This is a genomic window from Ruegeria sp. CF5, from assembly GCF_056537325.1.
The window spans coordinates 47653-64629 of record NZ_JBQFRI010000014.1 but is presented as its reverse complement, the minus strand read 5'-3'; the positions used below and the strand labels follow the sequence as shown (position 1 = coordinate 64629).

Below are 16977 nucleotides of genomic sequence, written 5' to 3'. Positions count from 1 at the left end.
TCCTGTTTCTTTGCCTGCGCATACCGCAGACGCAGAAAAATCGCCAGTATTTGAAATACATCCGCCTTGTAACTGAAAGACCGCCGGGAGTGGCCCAGCACCCCCTTTTCAGAAGAAGGGCAAATATTTGAACAAGAACGGTTTTCTCCCGCGCAGAGGCTCAAAGAGTATCGAAACCGAAACCATTCACGGTCAGCCAGTACCCGGAACACAAGTTTCCGATGATAGTCACCCGCGTCGGATTTGAACGCCAAAGCGGCGAATTTTGTCCATTTCCGGCTTGCGCGCCGCAACGCAGCGGCCTAGCTCTGGTCGTGGGACACCCCTCCCCAACGAGGGGCGTGTATCTGGAAGGGTAATACAGATGACTATCGAACAACCGGCAACGCGGCCGGCCAATCCGCGTTTTTCTTCTGGCCCCTGCGCCAAACCCCCCACATTCGATTTGAGCAAACTGGCTGATGCCGCGCTGGGTCGTTCGCACCGCGCCGCTGTCGGCAAAGACAAGCTGAAGGCCGCCATCGAGGGCACGCGCGAGGTGCTTGGCATTCCGGCGGACTACAAGATCGGCATCGTTCCAGCTTCGGACACAGGAGCCGTCGAGATGGCGCTGTGGTCGCTGCTCGGCGCGCGCAAGGTCGAGATGCTGGCCTGGGAAAGCTTTGGCGCGGGCTGGGTAACCGATGTGGTCAAGCAGTTGAAAATCGAAGCCGAGGTCAAAACCGCGGACTATGGGCAGATTATCGATCTTGCATCCGTCGATTTCACCAATGATGTGGTCTTTACCTGGAACGGCACCACATCGGGCGTTCGCGTCCCGAATGGCGACTGGATCGACGATGATCGTCAGGGGCTGACAATTTGCGATGCAACCAGCGCTGCATTTGCCATGGACCTGCCATGGGGCAAGCTGGATGTCACAACATTCAGCTGGCAAAAAGTTCTGGGCGGAGAGGCCGCGCACGGTATGCTGATCCTCAGCCCACGCGCAGTTGAACGACTGGAAAATTACACGCCCCCATGGCCACTGCCCAAGATCTTCCGACTGACCAAAGGCGGCAAACTGATCGACGGTATCTTTACCGGCGCCACCATCAACACGCCATCGATGCTGGCTGTCGAGGATTACCTGTTCGCATTGGATTGGGCGCGTTCAGTAGGCGGCCTGCAAGGATTGATCGCCCGTGCCGAAGCCAACGCAAATGCGATTCATTTGTTTTGTGAACGCCACGGCTGGATCGCCAATCTGGCCGAAGATGCCGCCACACGCTCAAACACCTCCGTGTGCCTGAAATTCACCGATGATCGCATTCAGGACGGTGCCGCCTTTGCCAAGGCTGTCGCCAAACGGCTTGAGGCGGAAAATATCGCGCTTGATATCGGTGCCTATCGGGACGCACCTGCCGGATTGCGGGTCTGGTGTGGCGGCACGGTTGAGACCTCGGATATCGAGGCAATGCTGCCCTGGCTCGAATGGGCCTTCGAAGCCGAAATCGCAGCGCAGGCGGCAGCCGCCTGATCTAGAAATTGCGACGAAAATTCCGGGCCGCATCAGGCCCGGATATCTCTCATTCATCAAGGACCAAATGAAATGGCCCCGAAAGTACTCGTATCCGACAAGCTCAGCGAAACCGCCGTTCAGATCTTTCGTGATCGCGGTATCGACGTGGATTTTCTGCCCGATGTCGGTAAGGACAAGGAAAAACTGGCCGAAATCATCGGCCAGTATGACGGCCTCGCCATCCGGTCGGCCACCAAGGTGACACCGACCATTCTGGACAAGGCGGACAACCTCAAGGTCATTGGCCGCGCAGGCATTGGCACAGACAATGTGGACAAGGACGCAGCCAGCAAGAAGGGCGTGATCGTCATGAACACACCTTTCGGCAACATGATCACTACTGCCGAGCATGCCATTGCGATGATGTTCGCGGTGGCGCGGCAAATTCCCGAGGCCAGCACCTCGACCCAGGCGGGTAAATGGGAAAAGTCCAAATTCATGGGGATCGAACTGACCAACAAGACCCTTGGCGTGATCGGCGCGGGCAATATCGGCGGTATCGTCTGTGAACGCGCACAGGGGCTGAAGATGAAGGTCATCGCCTATGATCCCTATCTGGGCGAGGAGAAGGCGCAGCAGATGGGCGTCGAGAAAGTGGAACTGGATGAGTTGCTGGCACGCGCCGACTTCATCAGCCTGCACGTGCCACTGACCGACCAGACCCGCGACATTCTGAGCCGGGAAAATCTGGCAAAGACTAAAAAGGGCGTTCGGATCATAAATTGCGCCCGTGGCGGTCTGGTCGACGAAGCGGCACTGTCTGAGATGCTGCAATCGGGTCATGTGGCCGGTGCCGCCTTTGACGTGTTCAGCGAAGAACCGGCGCGGGAAAATCCGTTGTTCAATCTGCCGAATGTCGTCTGCACACCGCATCTGGGCGCCGCGACCACCGAGGCGCAGGAGAACGTTGCCCTGCAGGTGGCTGAGCAGATTTCCAACTATCTGCTCACCGGCGCCGTCGAAAATGCACTGAACATGCCCAGCGTCACCGCTGAAGAGGCCAAGATCATGGGGCCATGGATCAAGCTGGCCGGCCACCTTGGCAGCTTTATCGGCCAGATGACCGATGAACCGATTCAGGCAATCAACATTCTGTACGATGGCGTTGCCGCCGAGATGAATCTTGCTGCGCTGAATTGCGCCGTGGTTGCCGGGATCATGAAAAAATCGAACCCCGAGGTGAACATGGTCTCGGCCCCGGTCGTGGCCAAGGAACGCGGGATAAAGATTTCGACGACCAATCAGGACAAATCCGGCGCGTTCGAAGGCTATGTCAAAGTTACCGTTGTGACCGACAAGCGCGAACGGTCGATCGGTGGGACGGTGTTCAGCGACGGCAAGCCTCGCTTTATCCAGATCAAGGGTATCAATATCGATGCCGAGGTCGGAGCACACATGCTTTACACCACCAACGAGGATGTGCCCGGCATCATCGGTACGCTGGGTCAGACCATGGGCACACATGGAGTAAACATCGCGAACTTTACCCTTGGCCGCGCCGAAGCCGGTGGGGAGGCGATTGCGCTACTCTATGTGGACGAACCGGTTCCTGCGGAAGCTCGGGCAAAACTGGCCGAAACCGGCCTGTTCACACAAATCAAGCCGCTGGAGTTCGACGTGATTTGAACTGTGTGTTGAAAATCCGGAACACAACTTTGCCCGCGCTGCATTTGGTGCGGGCGAAGTCTTTTTTGGCCGGTGTTTTTCCGACACAAAGGCTGCATCCACAAAGGCCATGGTGACCTCATGACATCCCCCATCTACGCAGTCGGCGATATTCACGGACAAAAGGACATGCTGGAGGAGGCGTTGCGCCGGATCGAAGCCGATGGCGGCCCGGATGCACGGGTGGTTTTTCTGGGTGATTATACGGATCGGGGTCCGGACAGCCGCAGTGTTCTGGATTTACTGATCGAAGGCCAGCAGGCCAAAAGAAACTGGATCACCCTGTTGGGCAATCATGACCGGATGTTTTCCATGTTCATGCGCGACTATCCCGTCAACGACGCCTGCTTGCTGGTTGGATACCACTGGCTTCACGAACGTATCGGCGGGATCGAAACCCTGGCCTCATACGGCGTCCATGTGACAGATAAGGACCGCATATTTCAGATCCACCAACAGGCGCGTGAGGCTGTGCCCGCAAACCATATCGAATTCCTGAACGGGCTGCCGACGTTTCATCAGGAAGGTGATTTGCTGTTCGTACATGCGGGCATTCGCCCTGGAGTACCGTTGGAGGCGCAGACTGAAAACGATCTGGTCTGGATCAGACATGAATTTCTAGATCACATCCGTCCGCACCCCTGGCTGGTCGTTCACGGGCATACCCCTGCAAGGCATGCGGAACACTGCGGAAACCGCGTGAACCTGGATGCCGGTGCGGGCTATGGTCGACCCCTGGCGACAGCCGTGTTCGAGGGGCGGGATTGCTGGCTATTAACCCCAAAAGGGCGTGTGCCCTTGGGGTTCAGCCGTTCCTGAACAGATCCTTGTAGGTTTCGCGCAGGACATTTTTCTGCACTTTTCCCATGGTGTTTCGGGGCAGTTCATCAAGCAGGATCAGCTTGCGCGGATGCTTGAACCGGGCAAGGCGCTGTTGAACGGCCGCCATGACAGTATCAACATCCGGCGACTGTCCTTTTGCAGGCACCAGAATACCCAGAACAGTCTCGCCAAAATCGGCATGTGGAACGCCGATCACGGCGCTTTCCAACACGCCGGGCTGTTCGTCCAGCAGCAACTCGATCTCTTTGGGATAGATGTTGTACCCTCCCGAGATGATCAGATCTTTGCCGCGCCCGACAATGTGGACATAGCCATCCTCGTCCACGCGGCCCAGATCGCCGGTGATAAAGAATCCGTCCTCGCGCAACTCATCCGCTGTTTTTTCCGGCATTTGCCAGTAGCCTTTGAAAACGTTCGGGCCGCGCACCTCGATCATACCGATCTCGCCCGGCTGAAGAGTTTCGCCGGTCTCGGGATCGGTGACTTTTAGTTCGACGTCTGGCAGGGGGAAACCAACCGTCCCTGCCCTACGCTCGCCCTCATACGGGTTTGACGTGTTCATGTTGGTTTCGGTCATGCCATAGCGCTCAAGGATACGATGCCCGGTACGTTCTTCAAACTGGATGTGCGTCTCGGCCAAAAGTGGCGCGGAACCGGAAATGAACAGGCGCATGTGTGCCGACAATTCCTTGTCGAAACGATCATCCCCCAACAGGCGGGTATAGAAAGTCGGCACGCCCATCATGGACGTAGCCTTTGGCAACAGGCGCAGAACATCCTCCTGATCGAATTTGGGCAGAAAGATCATCGAGCCGCCCGAGGCCAGAACCACGTTGGTTGCAACGAACAACCCGTGGGTGTGAAAGATCGGCAGGGCGTGCAGCAGCACGTCGTCTTTGGTAAAGCGCCATTCTTTGACCAGAGTGTCAGCATTCGACAGCAGGTTGGCCTGTGTCAGCATCGCCCCCTTGGACCGGCCCGTGGTTCCCGAGGTATAAAGGAACGCGGCCAGATCATCCTCATCACGTTTGACAGGGGCAAAAGCGGGCAACATGCCCAGCGCGCGGCGCATCAGGCTGCCCGATCCATCGGCGTTCAGCGTGACAATCTGGGCTCCAAGCGTTTTTGCGACGGGTGACAGTCCTGCCTCTTGTGCCTCATCACAGACCACCAGAGATGCCCCGCTGTTTTCGATGAAATAGGTCAGTTCATCGACGGTATAAGCTGTATTCAGCGGCAGAAAGATCAGGCCCGACAGGGCGCAGGCCGCATAGAGCGCCAGTGCTTCGGGGGACTTTTCGACCTGCACCGCCACCCTGTCCCCGGCATCCAGTTCCAGACCCGACAGGGCATTGGCAATGCGGGCCGCGGTATCCAGAAACTGGGCATGAGTGATGACCTGACCATCGGGCAGATGCAGAAACGGTGTCTCCCTACCGGAGTGAATTCCGAAGAGACGGTCGTAAAGCGGGTTGCTCATCCCGTTTTCCTTTCTCAAAGCCCTGCCGATCATACCGGTTCAATTGGCTTTGAAAGTGTCGCGGTTTTTCGGGGTGGTAAAGACCCCGCGCCAATAAAACCCGGGGCGAACTCAGATTTGAGTCGTCATCCGGTATCCGGCAGCAAAATAGAATTTGGCAAATGTGACCGGCTGGTCCTGCAGCCAGGTGATACGCTCGGCTGTAAAAACCGGCTCACCCTCGGGGACGTCAAGGAAACCGGCCAGATTGGCGTCAGCACGACTGGCCAGAAAAGCCAGTTCGACATTGGTAAATGGCACTGTCTGCACCAGCCAGTCGTTGGGCCCCATTTCGGTGAAATCCGCCGTGGCCACTTCGGGAACACTGTCTACCACAATCCAGCGGTCTTCGTACTGGAATGGCGTGTTTCCCGAATAATGCATGCAGCGTACGTGCATAACCTGCTGCCCTGCACTCAGCACTAGTCGTGCGCTCAGCCACTCGGGCGCATCCTGCGTTTCAGCCGCCACGAGGGCATATCGGTAGGTACCGCCTGCGGCTTCGACCTCATCGCGAACCAATGGGATGGTGAACCGGGCCTGACGCTGCGGAGAGCTGAGGACGCGAGTCCCCGCTTTTCGGCGCCGCTCAAGGTAACCTTCCTCAGCCAGCTCACGCAGGGCCCGGTTTACCGTTGTGCGAGTGCAGGAGAACTCGACCGCCAGCTCCTGTTCGTTAGGCAGAAGGGAGTCCGGGCGCCATTCCCCCGAACGGATACGATCAAGAGCGATCCGCTTGATGTCGCGATAGCTTGTGGTTTCGTTCGCCTGTGTCATGGGGTCCGCCTTTGCCCTAGATGCCTTGCAGCAGGTCAGCAACTGCCGAGCGATAGGCAGGGATGATCGTATCCCGCGCGATATGCCGTCCTTCCCGCACCATGTGACGACCTGCGGCCCAGACGTCGGTGACAACAGTATCTGGCGCGGCGAAGGAAATCCCATCCAGAATCTGGTGATCAGCCAAAGCGCAAAGCGATGGGTGATCCCGGTCTATGGCCACAAGATCGGCCAGATTGCCCACCGATATCTCGCCTGCCCGCCGCCCTAACGCCTGTGCCCCGCCCTTTGCGGCACCGGTGTAAAGCGTGTGACCGACCGACCCTTCGCCGGGCACCAGAACATTGCGCGCCTTGTCCCGCAGACGTTGCGAGTATTCCAGTGTTCGCAGCTCTTCGGTCAGCGATATTCGCACATTCGAGTCTGAACCTACACCAAACGCACCATTGCTTTCGACATATACCGAACCGTTGAAGATGCCATCGCCCAGATTGGCCTCGGTAATCGGACACAGGCCCGCAACGGCGCCCGAGCGGGCCATCGCAATTGTCTCATCATCGGTCATGTGGGTTGCATGAATCAGACACCATCTGGCGTTCACGTCCACGTTGTCCAACAGCCATGCCACAGGGCGTTGCCCGAGCTTGGCTTTGACATCGGCAACTTCTTTTTCCTGTTCCGAAATGTGGATGTGAACCGGCCCGTCCGGAACCTGTGCCAGCACCTGCCTCAGATCGTCCGGAGATGTGGCGCGCAGGGAATGGGGCGCAATGCCGACAGCCGTATCCGTGTTCGCAGTGGACAGCGCAGAGCGGCATTCATCAACCAGCCGCAGGAACCGATCCACATCGTTGCTGAACCGTAGTTGCCCACCTGCAAGCGGCTCCTGATTCACGCCACCATAGGTATAGAGCACCGGCAAATGGGTCAGGCCAATTCCGGTTGTGTTCGCCGCGCCAAAGATACGCTGGCTCAGTTCCGACAGATGCGTGTAAGGCGCGCCACCCGGTTGATGGTGGACATAGTGAAATTCACCAACCGAGGCATATCCGGCCTCAAGCATCTCCATATAGACCAGCGCGGCTATGGCCTGAATCTGGTCAGGGGTAAGGCGATCAAGAAACCGGTACATCAACGTTCGCCAGGTCCAGAAGCTTTCCTTACCTGCTGCACGAACCTCAGTCATTCCGGCCATGGCGCGCTGAAAGGTGTGACTGTGCAGGTTCGCCAGCGCAGGCAACAACACGTCAACACAGGTGTCATCGGGCTGGGCCGACACCCCGGTTTCAAGATCAGCGATGTGCCCGTCCACAACACTGACGCGCAGGTCCTTAACCCAAGCAGATCCTATCAGGCCGGTTTTTGCATAGATCGCCATCGCATTTCCATTTTGTGTAGACTTTAAATTTATACCCGTATACGAAAAAACCACACGCAGGGGGAGCCCAAAAGAATCGCCATGACAAAAAAATCTGTTCTTTGCGGTGCCCGCATCGCGACATTTGCCAGCACATCTCTGCCTTACGGGATGATCGAGGACGCAGCGATTGCGATGAACGACGGGCGAATCGTCTGGGTCGGTGCGCAGAACGAACTGCCAGAAGAGTATGACCAGTGGGATCGCGAGGATGTGGGCGGGCGGCTGGTAACACCGGCGCTTATTGATGCACATACGCATGTCGTTTTCGGCGGTAATCGCGCGGTAGAATTTGAAATGCGCCTGAACGGCGCATCCTACGAAGAAATCGCCCGGGCAGGTGGCGGCATCCTGTCCACCGTCAATGGCACCCGCGCCGCCAGCGAGGACGAGTTGCTTGAAGACGCCCTGAGAAGGGTCGACGCCCTGTTGGCCGAAGGGGTGAGCTGTATCGAGGTCAAATCGGGCTACGGGCTGGATCAGGAAACCGAACTGCGCATGCTGCGTGCCGCCCGGCGCATTCCCGCAGTTCGGCCTGTGCGTGTAAAAACCAGCTTTCTGGGCGCCCATGCTGTACCACCTGAATACAAGGAGCAGGCGGACGCCTATATCGATGCGGTTTGTATCCCCACCCTGCGCGCCGCCCATGCCGAAGGGCTGGTCGATGCGGTGGACGGGTTCTGCGAAGGGATCGCTTTTGATCCGACACAGATTGCGCGCGTTTTTGACGTAGCGAAAGAGCTCGACCTGCCCGTCAAGCTTCATGCCGAACAGCTTTCGAACCTCGGCGGGGCAAAACTGGCGGCATCGTATGGTGCATTGTCTGCCGATCACATCGAATATCTGGACGAGGACGGCGTGCGGGCGATGGCCGATGCGGGCACCGTGGCGGTAATCCTGCCGGGCGCGTTCTACACGTTGCGCGAAACGCAGGTGCCACCCGTTGATCTGCTGCGCCGCCACAAGGTAGCGATGGCGCTTGCAACCGATTGCAATCCGGGTTCGTCGCCTATGACCTCGCTTTTGCTGACGATGAACATGGCCTGCACCCTGTTCCGCATGACACCCGAAGAAGCGCTGGCCGGGGTAACCCGCGAAGCCGCCCGGGCGCTGGGCCTGACCGATACCGGGTTCATCGCCGCAGGCAAACGGGCCGATTTGGCGGTCTGGGATATCGAACACCCGGCCGAGCTGTCCTATCGCATCGGCTTTAACCCTCTGCACAAACGTATTTTTGGAGGCACGCAATGAGCCCTCTTTCGCTCACTCCGGGCAACGTCACTCTGCCTCAGCTTGCCGGAATTTATTGGGACGAAACGCCGATCATTCTGGACGGCAGCTGCAAACCGCGCGTTCAGGCAGCAGCGGACCGGATCGCCGAGGCCGCTGCAGGCGAAACTGCGGTTTATGGCGTGAACACCGGGTTCGGCAAACTTGCCAGCCACAAGATCGCGCCCGAAGATACCTCGACCCTGCAACGCAACCTGATCCTCAGTCATTGTTGTGGCGTGGGCGAAGCCGTGCCCCGGAGGCTGGCCCGGTTGATGATGTCGCTGAAACTGCTGTCGTTCGGACGGGGTGCATCCGGCGTGCGCTGGGAGCTGATCGAACTGCTTCAGGACATGCTGGCACGTGGCGTGACGCCGGTGATCCCGGCACAGGGTTCGGTGGGCGCATCGGGCGATCTTGCCCCGCTTGCCCATATGACCGCTGTGGTCATCGGCGCTGGAGAGGCCGAGGTTGACGGCAAAGTCCTGCCCGGCGCAGAGGCATTGAAATCGGTCGGGTTAGAGCCGATTCCGCTAGGTCCGAAAGAAGGCCTGGCCTTTATCAACGGTACCCAGTTTTCGACCGCATTTGCACTGGCCGGGTTGTTCGAAGCATGGCGTGCCGCCCAGAACGCGCTGGTCATTTCTGCAACGTCGACCGATGCCATCATGGGATCGACCGCGCCGTTGCAGCCCGAAATTCACTCTCTGCGCGGCCATCGCGGGCAGATCGAAGCCGCAGGCACCATGCGGGCGACACTGGACGGCTCGGTGATCCGTGAAAGCCACCGTGATGGCGACACACGGGTACAGGACCCTTATTGCATTCGCTGCCAGCCGCAGGTCACCGGCGCGGCGATGGATGTGATACGGCAGGCCGCAGCCACTTTGACGGTCGAGGCCAATGCCGCCACCGACAACCCCTTGGTTCTGACCGATCCCGAAGCCATCGTTTCGGGCGGCAATTTCCACGCAGAACCCGTTGGTTTTGCCGCCGACATGATCGCCCTTGCGGTGTCCGAGATCGGCGCAATTGCCCAGCGCCGCATCGCCCTGATGGTGGACCCGGCCCTGAGCTTTGATCTGCCACCTTTCCTGACCCCCGATCCGGGACTGAATTCGGGGCTGATGATTGCTGAAGTGACCACTGCAGCCCTGATGAGCGAGAACAAGCATCTGGCCAATCCCTGTGTGACGGACAGCACGCCGACCTCGGCCAATCAGGAAGATCACGTTTCCATGGCCGCCCATGGTGCGCGCCGGTTGTCGCGGATGGTGAATAATTTGAACTACATTCTTGGCATCGAACTGATGTGCGCCGCGCAAGGCGTAGAATTCCGTGCGCCGCTGACCACCAGCGCACCACTGCAACGGGTCATCGCCCGGCTGAGGGCCGATATTCCGGCGCTGGCCGAAGACCGCTATCTGGCCCCTGAACTGGAAACCGCACGGCGTCTGGTCGGCGACGGCGCAATCCTGCAGGCCGCCGGAATTCCCATGCCGGAGCTTGCATGATGCAGGTGTTCGATATTCTTCGCGGTGATAGCCCCATCGTGCTGGGGCAACCGCATGGCGGCACCTATGTGCCCGATGCAATCGCCGCGCGCCTGAACGAAAACGGGCGCGGTCTGGCGGACACGGACTGGCACATAAACAGGCTCTATCAGGGGCTTTTGCCGGATGTGACCGTAGTGCAGTCGCATATCCATCGCTACGTGATCGACGCCAACCGCGACCCGGCGGGCGTGTCGCTTTATCCCGGCCAAAATACCACGACACTGGTTCCGATCACCGATTTCGATGGAACGCCGATCTGGACCGAAGGTCAGGAGCCATCGGAAGATGAGATCGAGGAACGCCGCGCGGCTTATCACGCGCCCTATCACACCGCACTGGAACAGGAGCTGGAGCGGGTGCGATCAAGGCATGGAGTGGCGATCCTGTTCGATTGTCACTCGATCCGCTCGCTGATCCCCTTTCTCTTCGATGGCGAGTTGCCGGTCTTCAACACCGGTACCAACAATGGCACGACCTGCAACCCGGCCATCGAACAGGTGGTGCACGGCGTAGCGGGTAAAGCGGCAGACATGCCTTCAGTTCTCAATGGCCGTTTCAAGGGTGGCTGGACTACCCGCCACTATGGCCGCCCTGATCATGGGGTACACGCGATCCAGATGGAGATCGCGCAACGCGCCTATATGGACGAAACCCCACCCTGGAATTGGCGGGAGGACCGCGCAGCAACCCTCCGCCTGCATTTGCAGACGATGCTTGAACGCCTTCGCGACCTGGCCCTGTCGGGCGCATTGACCGAAAAAGGAGCCCTGAAATGAGCGACCCGCGCAAAAATACCCGTGATGTCTTTCCGCCCACCGGCCCAGAGCTGAATGCCAAAAGCTGGGTGACCGAGGCGCCTTTGCGGATGATGATGAACAACCTGCACCCTGATGTGGCCGAGAACCCGCACGAGCTGGTGGTTTACGGCGGCATTGGCCGTGCGGCCCGCACGTGGAACGATTTTGACACCATCGTCGCCAGTCTGAAGGATCTGGAAGAAGACGAAACTCTGATCGTGCAGTCCGGCAAGCCGGTGGCGATTATTCGCACTCACAAAGATGCGCCGCGCGTGCTGATCGCCAATTCCAACATCGTGCCGCATTGGGCCAACTGGGATCACTTCAACGAGCTCGATAAAAAGGGTCTGATGATGTACGGCCAGATGACGGCCGGATCGTGGATCTATATCGGGACACAAGGCATCGTACAGGGTACCTACGAAACCTTCGCCGAAGCCGGGCGCCAGCATTATGACGGTAACCTGACCGGCAAATGGATTCTGACGGGTGGTCTGGGTGGCATGGGCGGGGCACAGCCACTAGCAGCTGTGTTTGCCGGGGCGTGTTGTCTGGCCGTGGAATGTAACCCGGAGTCGATTGATTTCCGCCTGCGCACCAAGTACCTCGACGAAAAGGCCGAGACACTGGACGAAGCGCTTGAGATGATCGACCGCTGGACCAAGGCAGGCGAGGCCAAATCGGTTGGTCTGTTGGGTAACGCCGCCGAAATTTTCCCTGAAATCTACCGTCGCATGCAGGCCGGAGGTATGCGCCCGGACATCGTCACCGACCAGACCTCGGCCCATGATCCGGTCAATGGCTATTTGCCGCTGGGATGGACCATGGGGGAATGGCGCGAGAAACGGGAAACAGACCCCAAGGCGGTGGAAAAGGCCGCGCGCGCTTCGATGAAACAGCACGTCGCGTCGATGGTCGATTTCTGGAATGCGGGCGTGCCCACACTGGATTACGGTAACAATATTCGTCAGGTTGCGCTGGACGAAGGGTTGGAGAACGCGTTCGACTTTCCCGGTTTTGTGCCCGCATATATCCGTCCGCTGTTCTGTCAGGGCATCGGACCGTTCCGCTGGTGCGCCCTGTCGGGCGATCCCGAGGATATCTACAAGACTGACGCCAAGATGAAAGAACTGTTCCCAGAGAATGAACACCTGCATCGCTGGCTCGACATGGCACAGGAGCGTATCGCGTTCCAGGGCCTGCCCGCGCGCATTTGCTGGATCGGACTGGGCGACCGGCACCGTGCCGGTCTGGCCTTCAACGAAATGGTTGCCAATGGCGAGTTGAAAGCCCCTGTGGTGATCGGCCGCGACCATCTGGATTCGGGTTCGGTCGCAAGCCCCAACCGCGAGACCGAGGCGATGCTGGATGGTTCGGACGCTGTGTCGGACTGGCCGCTGTTGAACGCGCTGATCAACACCGCGTCGGGTGCGACATGGGTATCGCTGCATCACGGCGGCGGCGTCGGCATGGGATTCAGCCAGCACGCGGGCGTCGTGATCTGCGCCGATGGCACCGAAGATGCCGCACGGCGGCTGGAGCGGGTTCTGTGGAACGACCCGGCCTCGGGCGTGTGGCGTCACGCGGATGCGGGATATGACATCGCCAAGGACTGTGCCCGTGCGAATGGCCTGCGCTTGCCGGGTATCTTGGGATAACGAAAAGGGGCAGAGTTCAGACTCTGCCCGCCCCATACGTGACCGCTTTTGCCATCTTGGATGGAATGTTCTGCTTTAACCGGACGAGCGCGATCTTATCCGCGTAAACGACGCCAGCATGAAGATCGCAGAGAGGCCGCCAAGCAAAGACCAGAGGCCCGCCGGTAGCGGAACCGGAGCGATCGTGTTCACGACGATATTGTCCACATCGAAATGCAGGTCCGGCCCAAATCCCGTTGCCAGCGTCGCCGGAATGTTTGTGTTGATCAACAGACGGTCGATCGCCGAAAACGCCGCCCCGAAATTCAGAGTGCCCGGCAGCCCAGAACCACCGGTCAGAGAGGCAACGACAGAATTGTTGCGATAGCCGGTGAACGAGATGAAATGTTCATCCTGCGGGATAAAGCTTGCGCCCGAATAAAACAGCAGGTCCAGCGACGACAGGGAAAACAGACTTCCGGCGATATTGCTCAGGTTAATCCCGCTTGAAAAAGGGCCACAGCAAACATCCATGTGCACCCCGTTCCCTACAAAGCTTCCGAAACTTGCCGACGTTGTCGGCGTCACCTCGTACCCAGATTCCTGATAGACCAGCGGTTGTCCGACTACCATATAAGGAAGGCTGTCAAAGGTAATCGTTGTTGCGGTCGCTTTAGAAGGTGCGGAAAAGACAAAAAGCGCCAAGGCAATAAGCGCGAAAGAAGCAGAACGAATTAATCTCATTTCACTACCTTTTTCTCAGGGTGAAAACTCACATCTCTCGATTGTACCACAAATCCTGAATTCCCCAAGCTTGATTTCCGCCACACCCGTCAGTTCCAGTCCAGCACGACCTTTCCTGACAGCCCGGACTTCATTGCCCTGAAGCCTTCCGCGAAGTCGTCCACGCCGAAACGATGCGTTATCACCCGGCTCACATCCAGACCGTTTTGCAGCATGGCAATCATCTTGTACCACGTCTCGAACATCTCGCGGCCATAGACGCCTTTGATGGTGATCGCCTTGAACACGATGCGGGACCAGTCCACCGGAGATTTGCCCGGTGGGATTCCGAGCAAGGCGATCTTGCCGCCCATCACCAGTGCCTCCACCATCTGATCAAGCGCGGCCTGCGAACCTGACATTTCCAGCCCGACGTCAAAGCCTTGCGTCATTTCGAGCTCGGCTATCACATCCTGCAGATCTTCGCGGGTCACGTCGACCGTGCGTGCCGTCGGCACCACGTGTTCAGCCAGTTTCAGGCGGTCTGCGTTGATATCGGTGATCACCACATGGCGGGCACCCGCATGGCGAACGACCGCGGCAGCCATGATACCGATAGGGCCTGCACCCGTGATCAGAACATCCTCGCCCAGCAGATCAAAGCTGAGTGCAGTGTGAACGGCATTGCCCAATGGGTCGAGAATGGCGCCAATCTCGTCCGGAATATCATCCGGCAGGGGCACCACATTGAAGGCAGGCAGTTTCAGGTATTCAGCAAAAGCACCCTGTTCATTCACACCGATCCCGCGCGTGCCGGGGTCAAGATGGAACTTGCCCGCACGGCTCTGACGGCTGTCGGTGGTGATCAGATGCCCTTCGCCCGAACACCGCTGGCCGATGTCCAGACCGGTCACGTTGCGCCCGATCTCGACGATTTCACCGGCGAATTCATGGCCAGTAATCATCGGGACAGGAACGGTTGAGGCAGCCCAGTCATCCCAGTTCCAGATGTGGATGTCCGTGCCGCAGATACCGGTCTTGTTGATACGGATCAGGACTTCATCCGGCCCGATTTCGGGGACCGGAGCCTGCACCATCCACAGGCCTTCCTGAGGTTTGGACTTTTCCAGCGCCTTCATCGTGTTCGCACGCATCAGATCACTCCCAATTCCTTGCCGACCTTGCCAAAGGCTGCCAGCGCGCGGTCCAGTTCATCCTTTGTCAGGGCCGCATTCATCTGCGTTCTGATCCGCGCCTGACCACGCGGAACAACGGGGAAGAAAAAGCCCGAGACATAGACGCCTTCGTCAAACAGGCGGCTAGCCATCTCTTGGGCCAGCGTGGCCTCGCCCAGCATGACCGGGATGATCGGATGCTCACCCGGCAGCAGGTCAAAACCAAGCTTCTCCAATCCGGCCCGCCAGTATTTTGCGTTACCGAACAGCTGGTTGCGCAGCATATCACCTTCTTCGACCAGACGTATGGCCTCGAGACCAGCAGCGACGATTGATGGCGGCAGCGAGTTCGAGAACAGATAGGGCCGCGCCCGCTGCCGCAGCAGGTCGATCACTGGCTGCGGCCCGGCGATGTAGCCGCCGATTGCCCCCCCAAGTGCCTTGCCCAAGGTTCCCGTCAGAATGTCTACATCGACACCGAAGTGATCCGGTGTGCCCGCGCCTTTTGGCCCCATGAAGCCGGTGGCGTGGCAGTCGTCGACCATTACGATGGCATCGTACTTGTCTGCCAACTCCCGGATTTTCGGCAGGTTGGCCAGATAGCCATCCATCGAGAACACGCCATCCGTGGCAATCATAATGTGCCGCGCGCCATCCTCGCGGGCCTGTTTCAACCAAGCTTCGAGGTCGTTCATGTCGTTGTTCAGATAGCGATAGCGTTTTGCCTTGCACAGCCGAACCCCGTCGATGATCGAAGCGTGGTTCAGACTGTCAGAGATAATAGCGTCTTCAGGCCCCAGCAAAGGCTCGAACAAACCGCCATTGGCATCGAAACAGGCGGCGAACAGGATCGCGTCATCCTTGTTCAGGAAATTTGCCAATCGCTGCTCCAGTTCGCGGTGAATGTCCTGCGTGCCGCAGATGAACCGGACCGAAGCCATTCCAAACCCCTTGGGCTCCATCGCGCCTTTGGCGGCGTCGATCAGTGCCGGGTGATCCGCAAGCCCAAGATAGTTGTTGGCGCACAGATTGATGACCTGCCTGCCGCCCACCGTGATCTCACCGCCCTGAGGCGAGGTGATCATTCGCTCACGCTTATAAAGACCTTCCGCTTCGATCTGCGCGAGGGTGTCCGTGATGTGGGACAGGAATGCATCTGCCATGGCGATCTCCTTTGCTGAGTCGCATGTCTAACATAACGGACAAGAATCCGAAATAGGAGATTTTCACTATATTGGAAAATCGTCCGTGGTGGCGGAAAATTGCTGACTGCGACTGTGCGTGCTTAATGACAGATCGAATGGCAACCTCGTTCCATGCCGCCCTGCTGAGGCCACGGCAGATGGTTCGTGGCCGGGCTACTCCTGGACACTGAAACTCACGAGGAGGTCAGGCGTTTTTGACAATCAAAAATACGCGCGCAGGACCATCTGTGGCCTGAATTGCGTGGGGAATGTCCGCGGCATAGCGTGCCGTGTCACCGACGTTCAGATTGCTGACGGCAGAGCCCGATCTGACCTGCACAGCACCCTCCAGAACAGTAAGCTGTTCGCGTGCACCACGGGCATGGGGCTGGCTGTTCAGCGCACCGTCTTTTTCGAAGCTGATGTCGTAAACCTCGTGTCCCCCGGCCTCTTCCGGAGGAGAAAGGATAAGGATTCGACACCCCTGCCCCATATTGTCGATGCCCGGCGCCTCGGAACTCCGCAAAACTTCGATCCGGTCAACCGCATCTCCATCTTCCAGTAGACCCGCAAAATCCACTTGCAACGCTCGGGTGAGGTTCCACAGGGTTGCGATGGTGGGACTGCTTTCGCCTCTCTCGATCTGGCTGACCATCGATCGGGAAACGCCGCTGAGATTTGCCACCGCTTCCAGCGAAAGCCCCTGCGAGCGGCGCGCCTCTTTCAGGCGGGCAGGCAGTCGCGTCAGGATTTCATCAGAGCTTTCCGTCATGACGGATTCTCTGCCTTTTAAGCGGAGGTTTGTCAATTCCGGGTGTGACGGTACGTCCCGAGAGACAGGTTTATGCCGCAGG

Annotated in this window: 14 protein-coding genes; 7 read left to right on the top strand and 7 right to left on the bottom strand. The window is 58.5% G+C overall.

The window, feature by feature from the left end; all coding sequences use genetic code 11:
• Positions 1-364 precede the first annotated feature (364 nt).
• The 3 genes from ACR0NW_RS22110 (at position 365) to ACR0NW_RS22100 (ending at position 4045) form a co-directional block, all read left to right on the top strand.
• A complete protein-coding gene (locus tag ACR0NW_RS22110; RefSeq protein ID WP_480452829.1) occupies positions 365-1519 on the top strand; it encodes a phosphoserine transaminase in 1155 nt (384 codons plus the stop codon).
• Between the two features lie 72 nt (positions 1520-1591).
• A complete protein-coding gene (serA, locus tag ACR0NW_RS22105) occupies positions 1592-3187 on the top strand; it encodes a phosphoglycerate dehydrogenase (protein ID WP_170656755.1) in 1596 nt (531 codons plus the stop codon).
• A gap of 120 nt (positions 3188-3307) precedes the next feature.
• Positions 3308-4045: a metallophosphoesterase family protein gene (locus tag ACR0NW_RS22100; RefSeq protein ID WP_480452827.1), complete on the top strand. Its 738-nt coding sequence runs from the start codon at positions 3308-3310 to the stop codon at positions 4043-4045.
• On the opposite strand, the gene ACR0NW_RS22095 is transcribed toward ACR0NW_RS22100, so the two are convergent.
• From ACR0NW_RS22095 to ACR0NW_RS22085, 3 genes are all read right to left on the bottom strand, one after another.
• A complete protein-coding gene (locus ACR0NW_RS22095) occupies positions 4032-5549 on the bottom strand; it encodes a malonate--CoA ligase (RefSeq protein ID WP_480452826.1) in 1518 nt (505 codons plus the stop codon). The two genes, ACR0NW_RS22100 and ACR0NW_RS22095, sit on opposite strands and share 14 nt — an antisense overlap.
• 111 nt (positions 5550-5660) lie before the next feature.
• Positions 5661-6365, bottom strand: coding sequence for a UTRA domain-containing protein (locus ACR0NW_RS22090; RefSeq protein WP_480452824.1), 705 nt, complete (start codon positions 6363-6365; stop codon positions 5661-5663).
• A 16-nt stretch (positions 6366-6381) separates the two neighbouring features.
• Positions 6382-7743: a formimidoylglutamate deiminase gene (locus tag ACR0NW_RS22085; protein ID WP_480452823.1), complete on the bottom strand. Its 1362-nt coding sequence runs from the start codon at positions 7741-7743 to the stop codon at positions 6382-6384.
• Between the two features lie 81 nt (positions 7744-7824).
• Here ACR0NW_RS22085 and hutI point away from each other — a divergent pair, with 81 nt between their 5' ends.
• The 4 genes from hutI to hutU are packed head-to-tail and all read left to right on the top strand — an operon-like array spanning position 7825 to position 13062.
• Positions 7825-9033 (top strand): imidazolonepropionase, encoded by a 1209-nt coding sequence (gene hutI, locus ACR0NW_RS22080; protein WP_480452822.1) that lies wholly within the window; start codon positions 7825-7827, stop codon positions 9031-9033.
• A complete protein-coding gene (gene hutH, locus ACR0NW_RS22075) occupies positions 9030-10565 on the top strand; it encodes a histidine ammonia-lyase (RefSeq protein ID WP_480452820.1) in 1536 nt (511 codons plus the stop codon). Before hutI ends, hutH begins: the two co-directional genes overlap by 4 nt.
• A complete protein-coding gene (hutG, locus tag ACR0NW_RS22070; RefSeq protein WP_480452860.1) occupies positions 10565-11383 on the top strand; it encodes an N-formylglutamate deformylase in 819 nt (272 codons plus the stop codon). The genes hutH and hutG overlap by 1 nt, the downstream gene beginning before the upstream one ends.
• Positions 11380-13062, top strand: coding sequence for a urocanate hydratase (gene hutU / locus ACR0NW_RS22065; protein ID WP_480452819.1), 1683 nt, complete (start codon positions 11380-11382; stop codon positions 13060-13062). The genes hutG and hutU overlap by 4 nt, the downstream gene beginning before the upstream one ends.
• 75 nt (positions 13063-13137) lie before the next feature.
• On the opposite strand, the gene ACR0NW_RS22060 is transcribed toward hutU, so the two are convergent.
• The 4 genes from ACR0NW_RS22060 to ACR0NW_RS22045 form a co-directional block, all read right to left on the bottom strand.
• Positions 13138-13785, bottom strand: coding sequence for a hypothetical protein (locus ACR0NW_RS22060; protein WP_480452817.1), 648 nt, complete (start codon positions 13783-13785; stop codon positions 13138-13140).
• A gap of 89 nt (positions 13786-13874) precedes the next feature.
• Positions 13875-14903, bottom strand: a complete 1029-nt coding sequence (gene tdh / locus ACR0NW_RS22055; RefSeq protein WP_480452858.1) for an L-threonine 3-dehydrogenase — start codon at positions 14901-14903, stop codon at positions 13875-13877.
• Positions 14904-14917: 14 nt separating this feature from the next.
• Complete coding sequence (locus ACR0NW_RS22050; protein ID WP_480452815.1) at positions 14918-16102, bottom strand: glycine C-acetyltransferase; 1185 nt, start codon at positions 16100-16102, stop codon at positions 14918-14920.
• Between the two features lie 226 nt (positions 16103-16328).
• Positions 16329-16895, bottom strand: coding sequence for a helix-turn-helix domain-containing protein (locus ACR0NW_RS22045; RefSeq protein WP_480452813.1), 567 nt, complete (start codon positions 16893-16895; stop codon positions 16329-16331).
• Positions 16896-16977: the final 82 nt, after the last annotated feature.

Excerpts from the sequence above, each read along its gene's own strand:
- ACR0NW_RS22110 (WP_480452829.1), top strand. The coding sequence starts at position 365 with ATGACTATCGAACAACCGGCAACGCGGCCGGCCAATCCGCGTTTTTCT.
- serA (WP_170656755.1), top strand. The coding sequence starts at position 1,592 with ATGGCCCCGAAAGTACTCGTATCCGACAAGCTCAGCGAAACCGCCGTT.
- ACR0NW_RS22100 (WP_480452827.1), top strand. The coding sequence starts at position 3,308 with ATGACATCCCCCATCTACGCAGTCGGCGATATTCACGGACAAAAGGAC.
- ACR0NW_RS22095 (WP_480452826.1), bottom strand. The coding sequence starts at position 5,549 with ATGAGCAACCCGCTTTACGACCGTCTCTTCGGAATTCACTCCGGTAGG.
- ACR0NW_RS22090 (WP_480452824.1), bottom strand. The coding sequence starts at position 6,365 with ATGACACAGGCGAACGAAACCACAAGCTATCGCGACATCAAGCGGATC.
- ACR0NW_RS22085 (WP_480452823.1), bottom strand. The coding sequence starts at position 7,743 with ATGGCGATCTATGCAAAAACCGGCCTGATAGGATCTGCTTGGGTTAAG.
- hutI (WP_480452822.1), top strand. The coding sequence starts at position 7,825 with ATGACAAAAAAATCTGTTCTTTGCGGTGCCCGCATCGCGACATTTGCC.
- hutH (WP_480452820.1), top strand. The coding sequence starts at position 9,030 with ATGAGCCCTCTTTCGCTCACTCCGGGCAACGTCACTCTGCCTCAGCTT.
- hutG (WP_480452860.1), top strand. The coding sequence starts at position 10,565 with ATGCAGGTGTTCGATATTCTTCGCGGTGATAGCCCCATCGTGCTGGGG.
- hutU (WP_480452819.1), top strand. The coding sequence starts at position 11,380 with ATGAGCGACCCGCGCAAAAATACCCGTGATGTCTTTCCGCCCACCGGC.
- ACR0NW_RS22060 (WP_480452817.1), bottom strand. The coding sequence starts at position 13,785 with ATGAGATTAATTCGTTCTGCTTCTTTCGCGCTTATTGCCTTGGCGCTT.
- tdh (WP_480452858.1), bottom strand. The coding sequence starts at position 14,903 with ATGAAGGCGCTGGAAAAGTCCAAACCTCAGGAAGGCCTGTGGATGGTG.
- ACR0NW_RS22050 (WP_480452815.1), bottom strand. The coding sequence starts at position 16,102 with ATGGCAGATGCATTCCTGTCCCACATCACGGACACCCTCGCGCAGATC.
- ACR0NW_RS22045 (WP_480452813.1), bottom strand. The coding sequence starts at position 16,895 with ATGACGGAAAGCTCTGATGAAATCCTGACGCGACTGCCTGCCCGCCTG.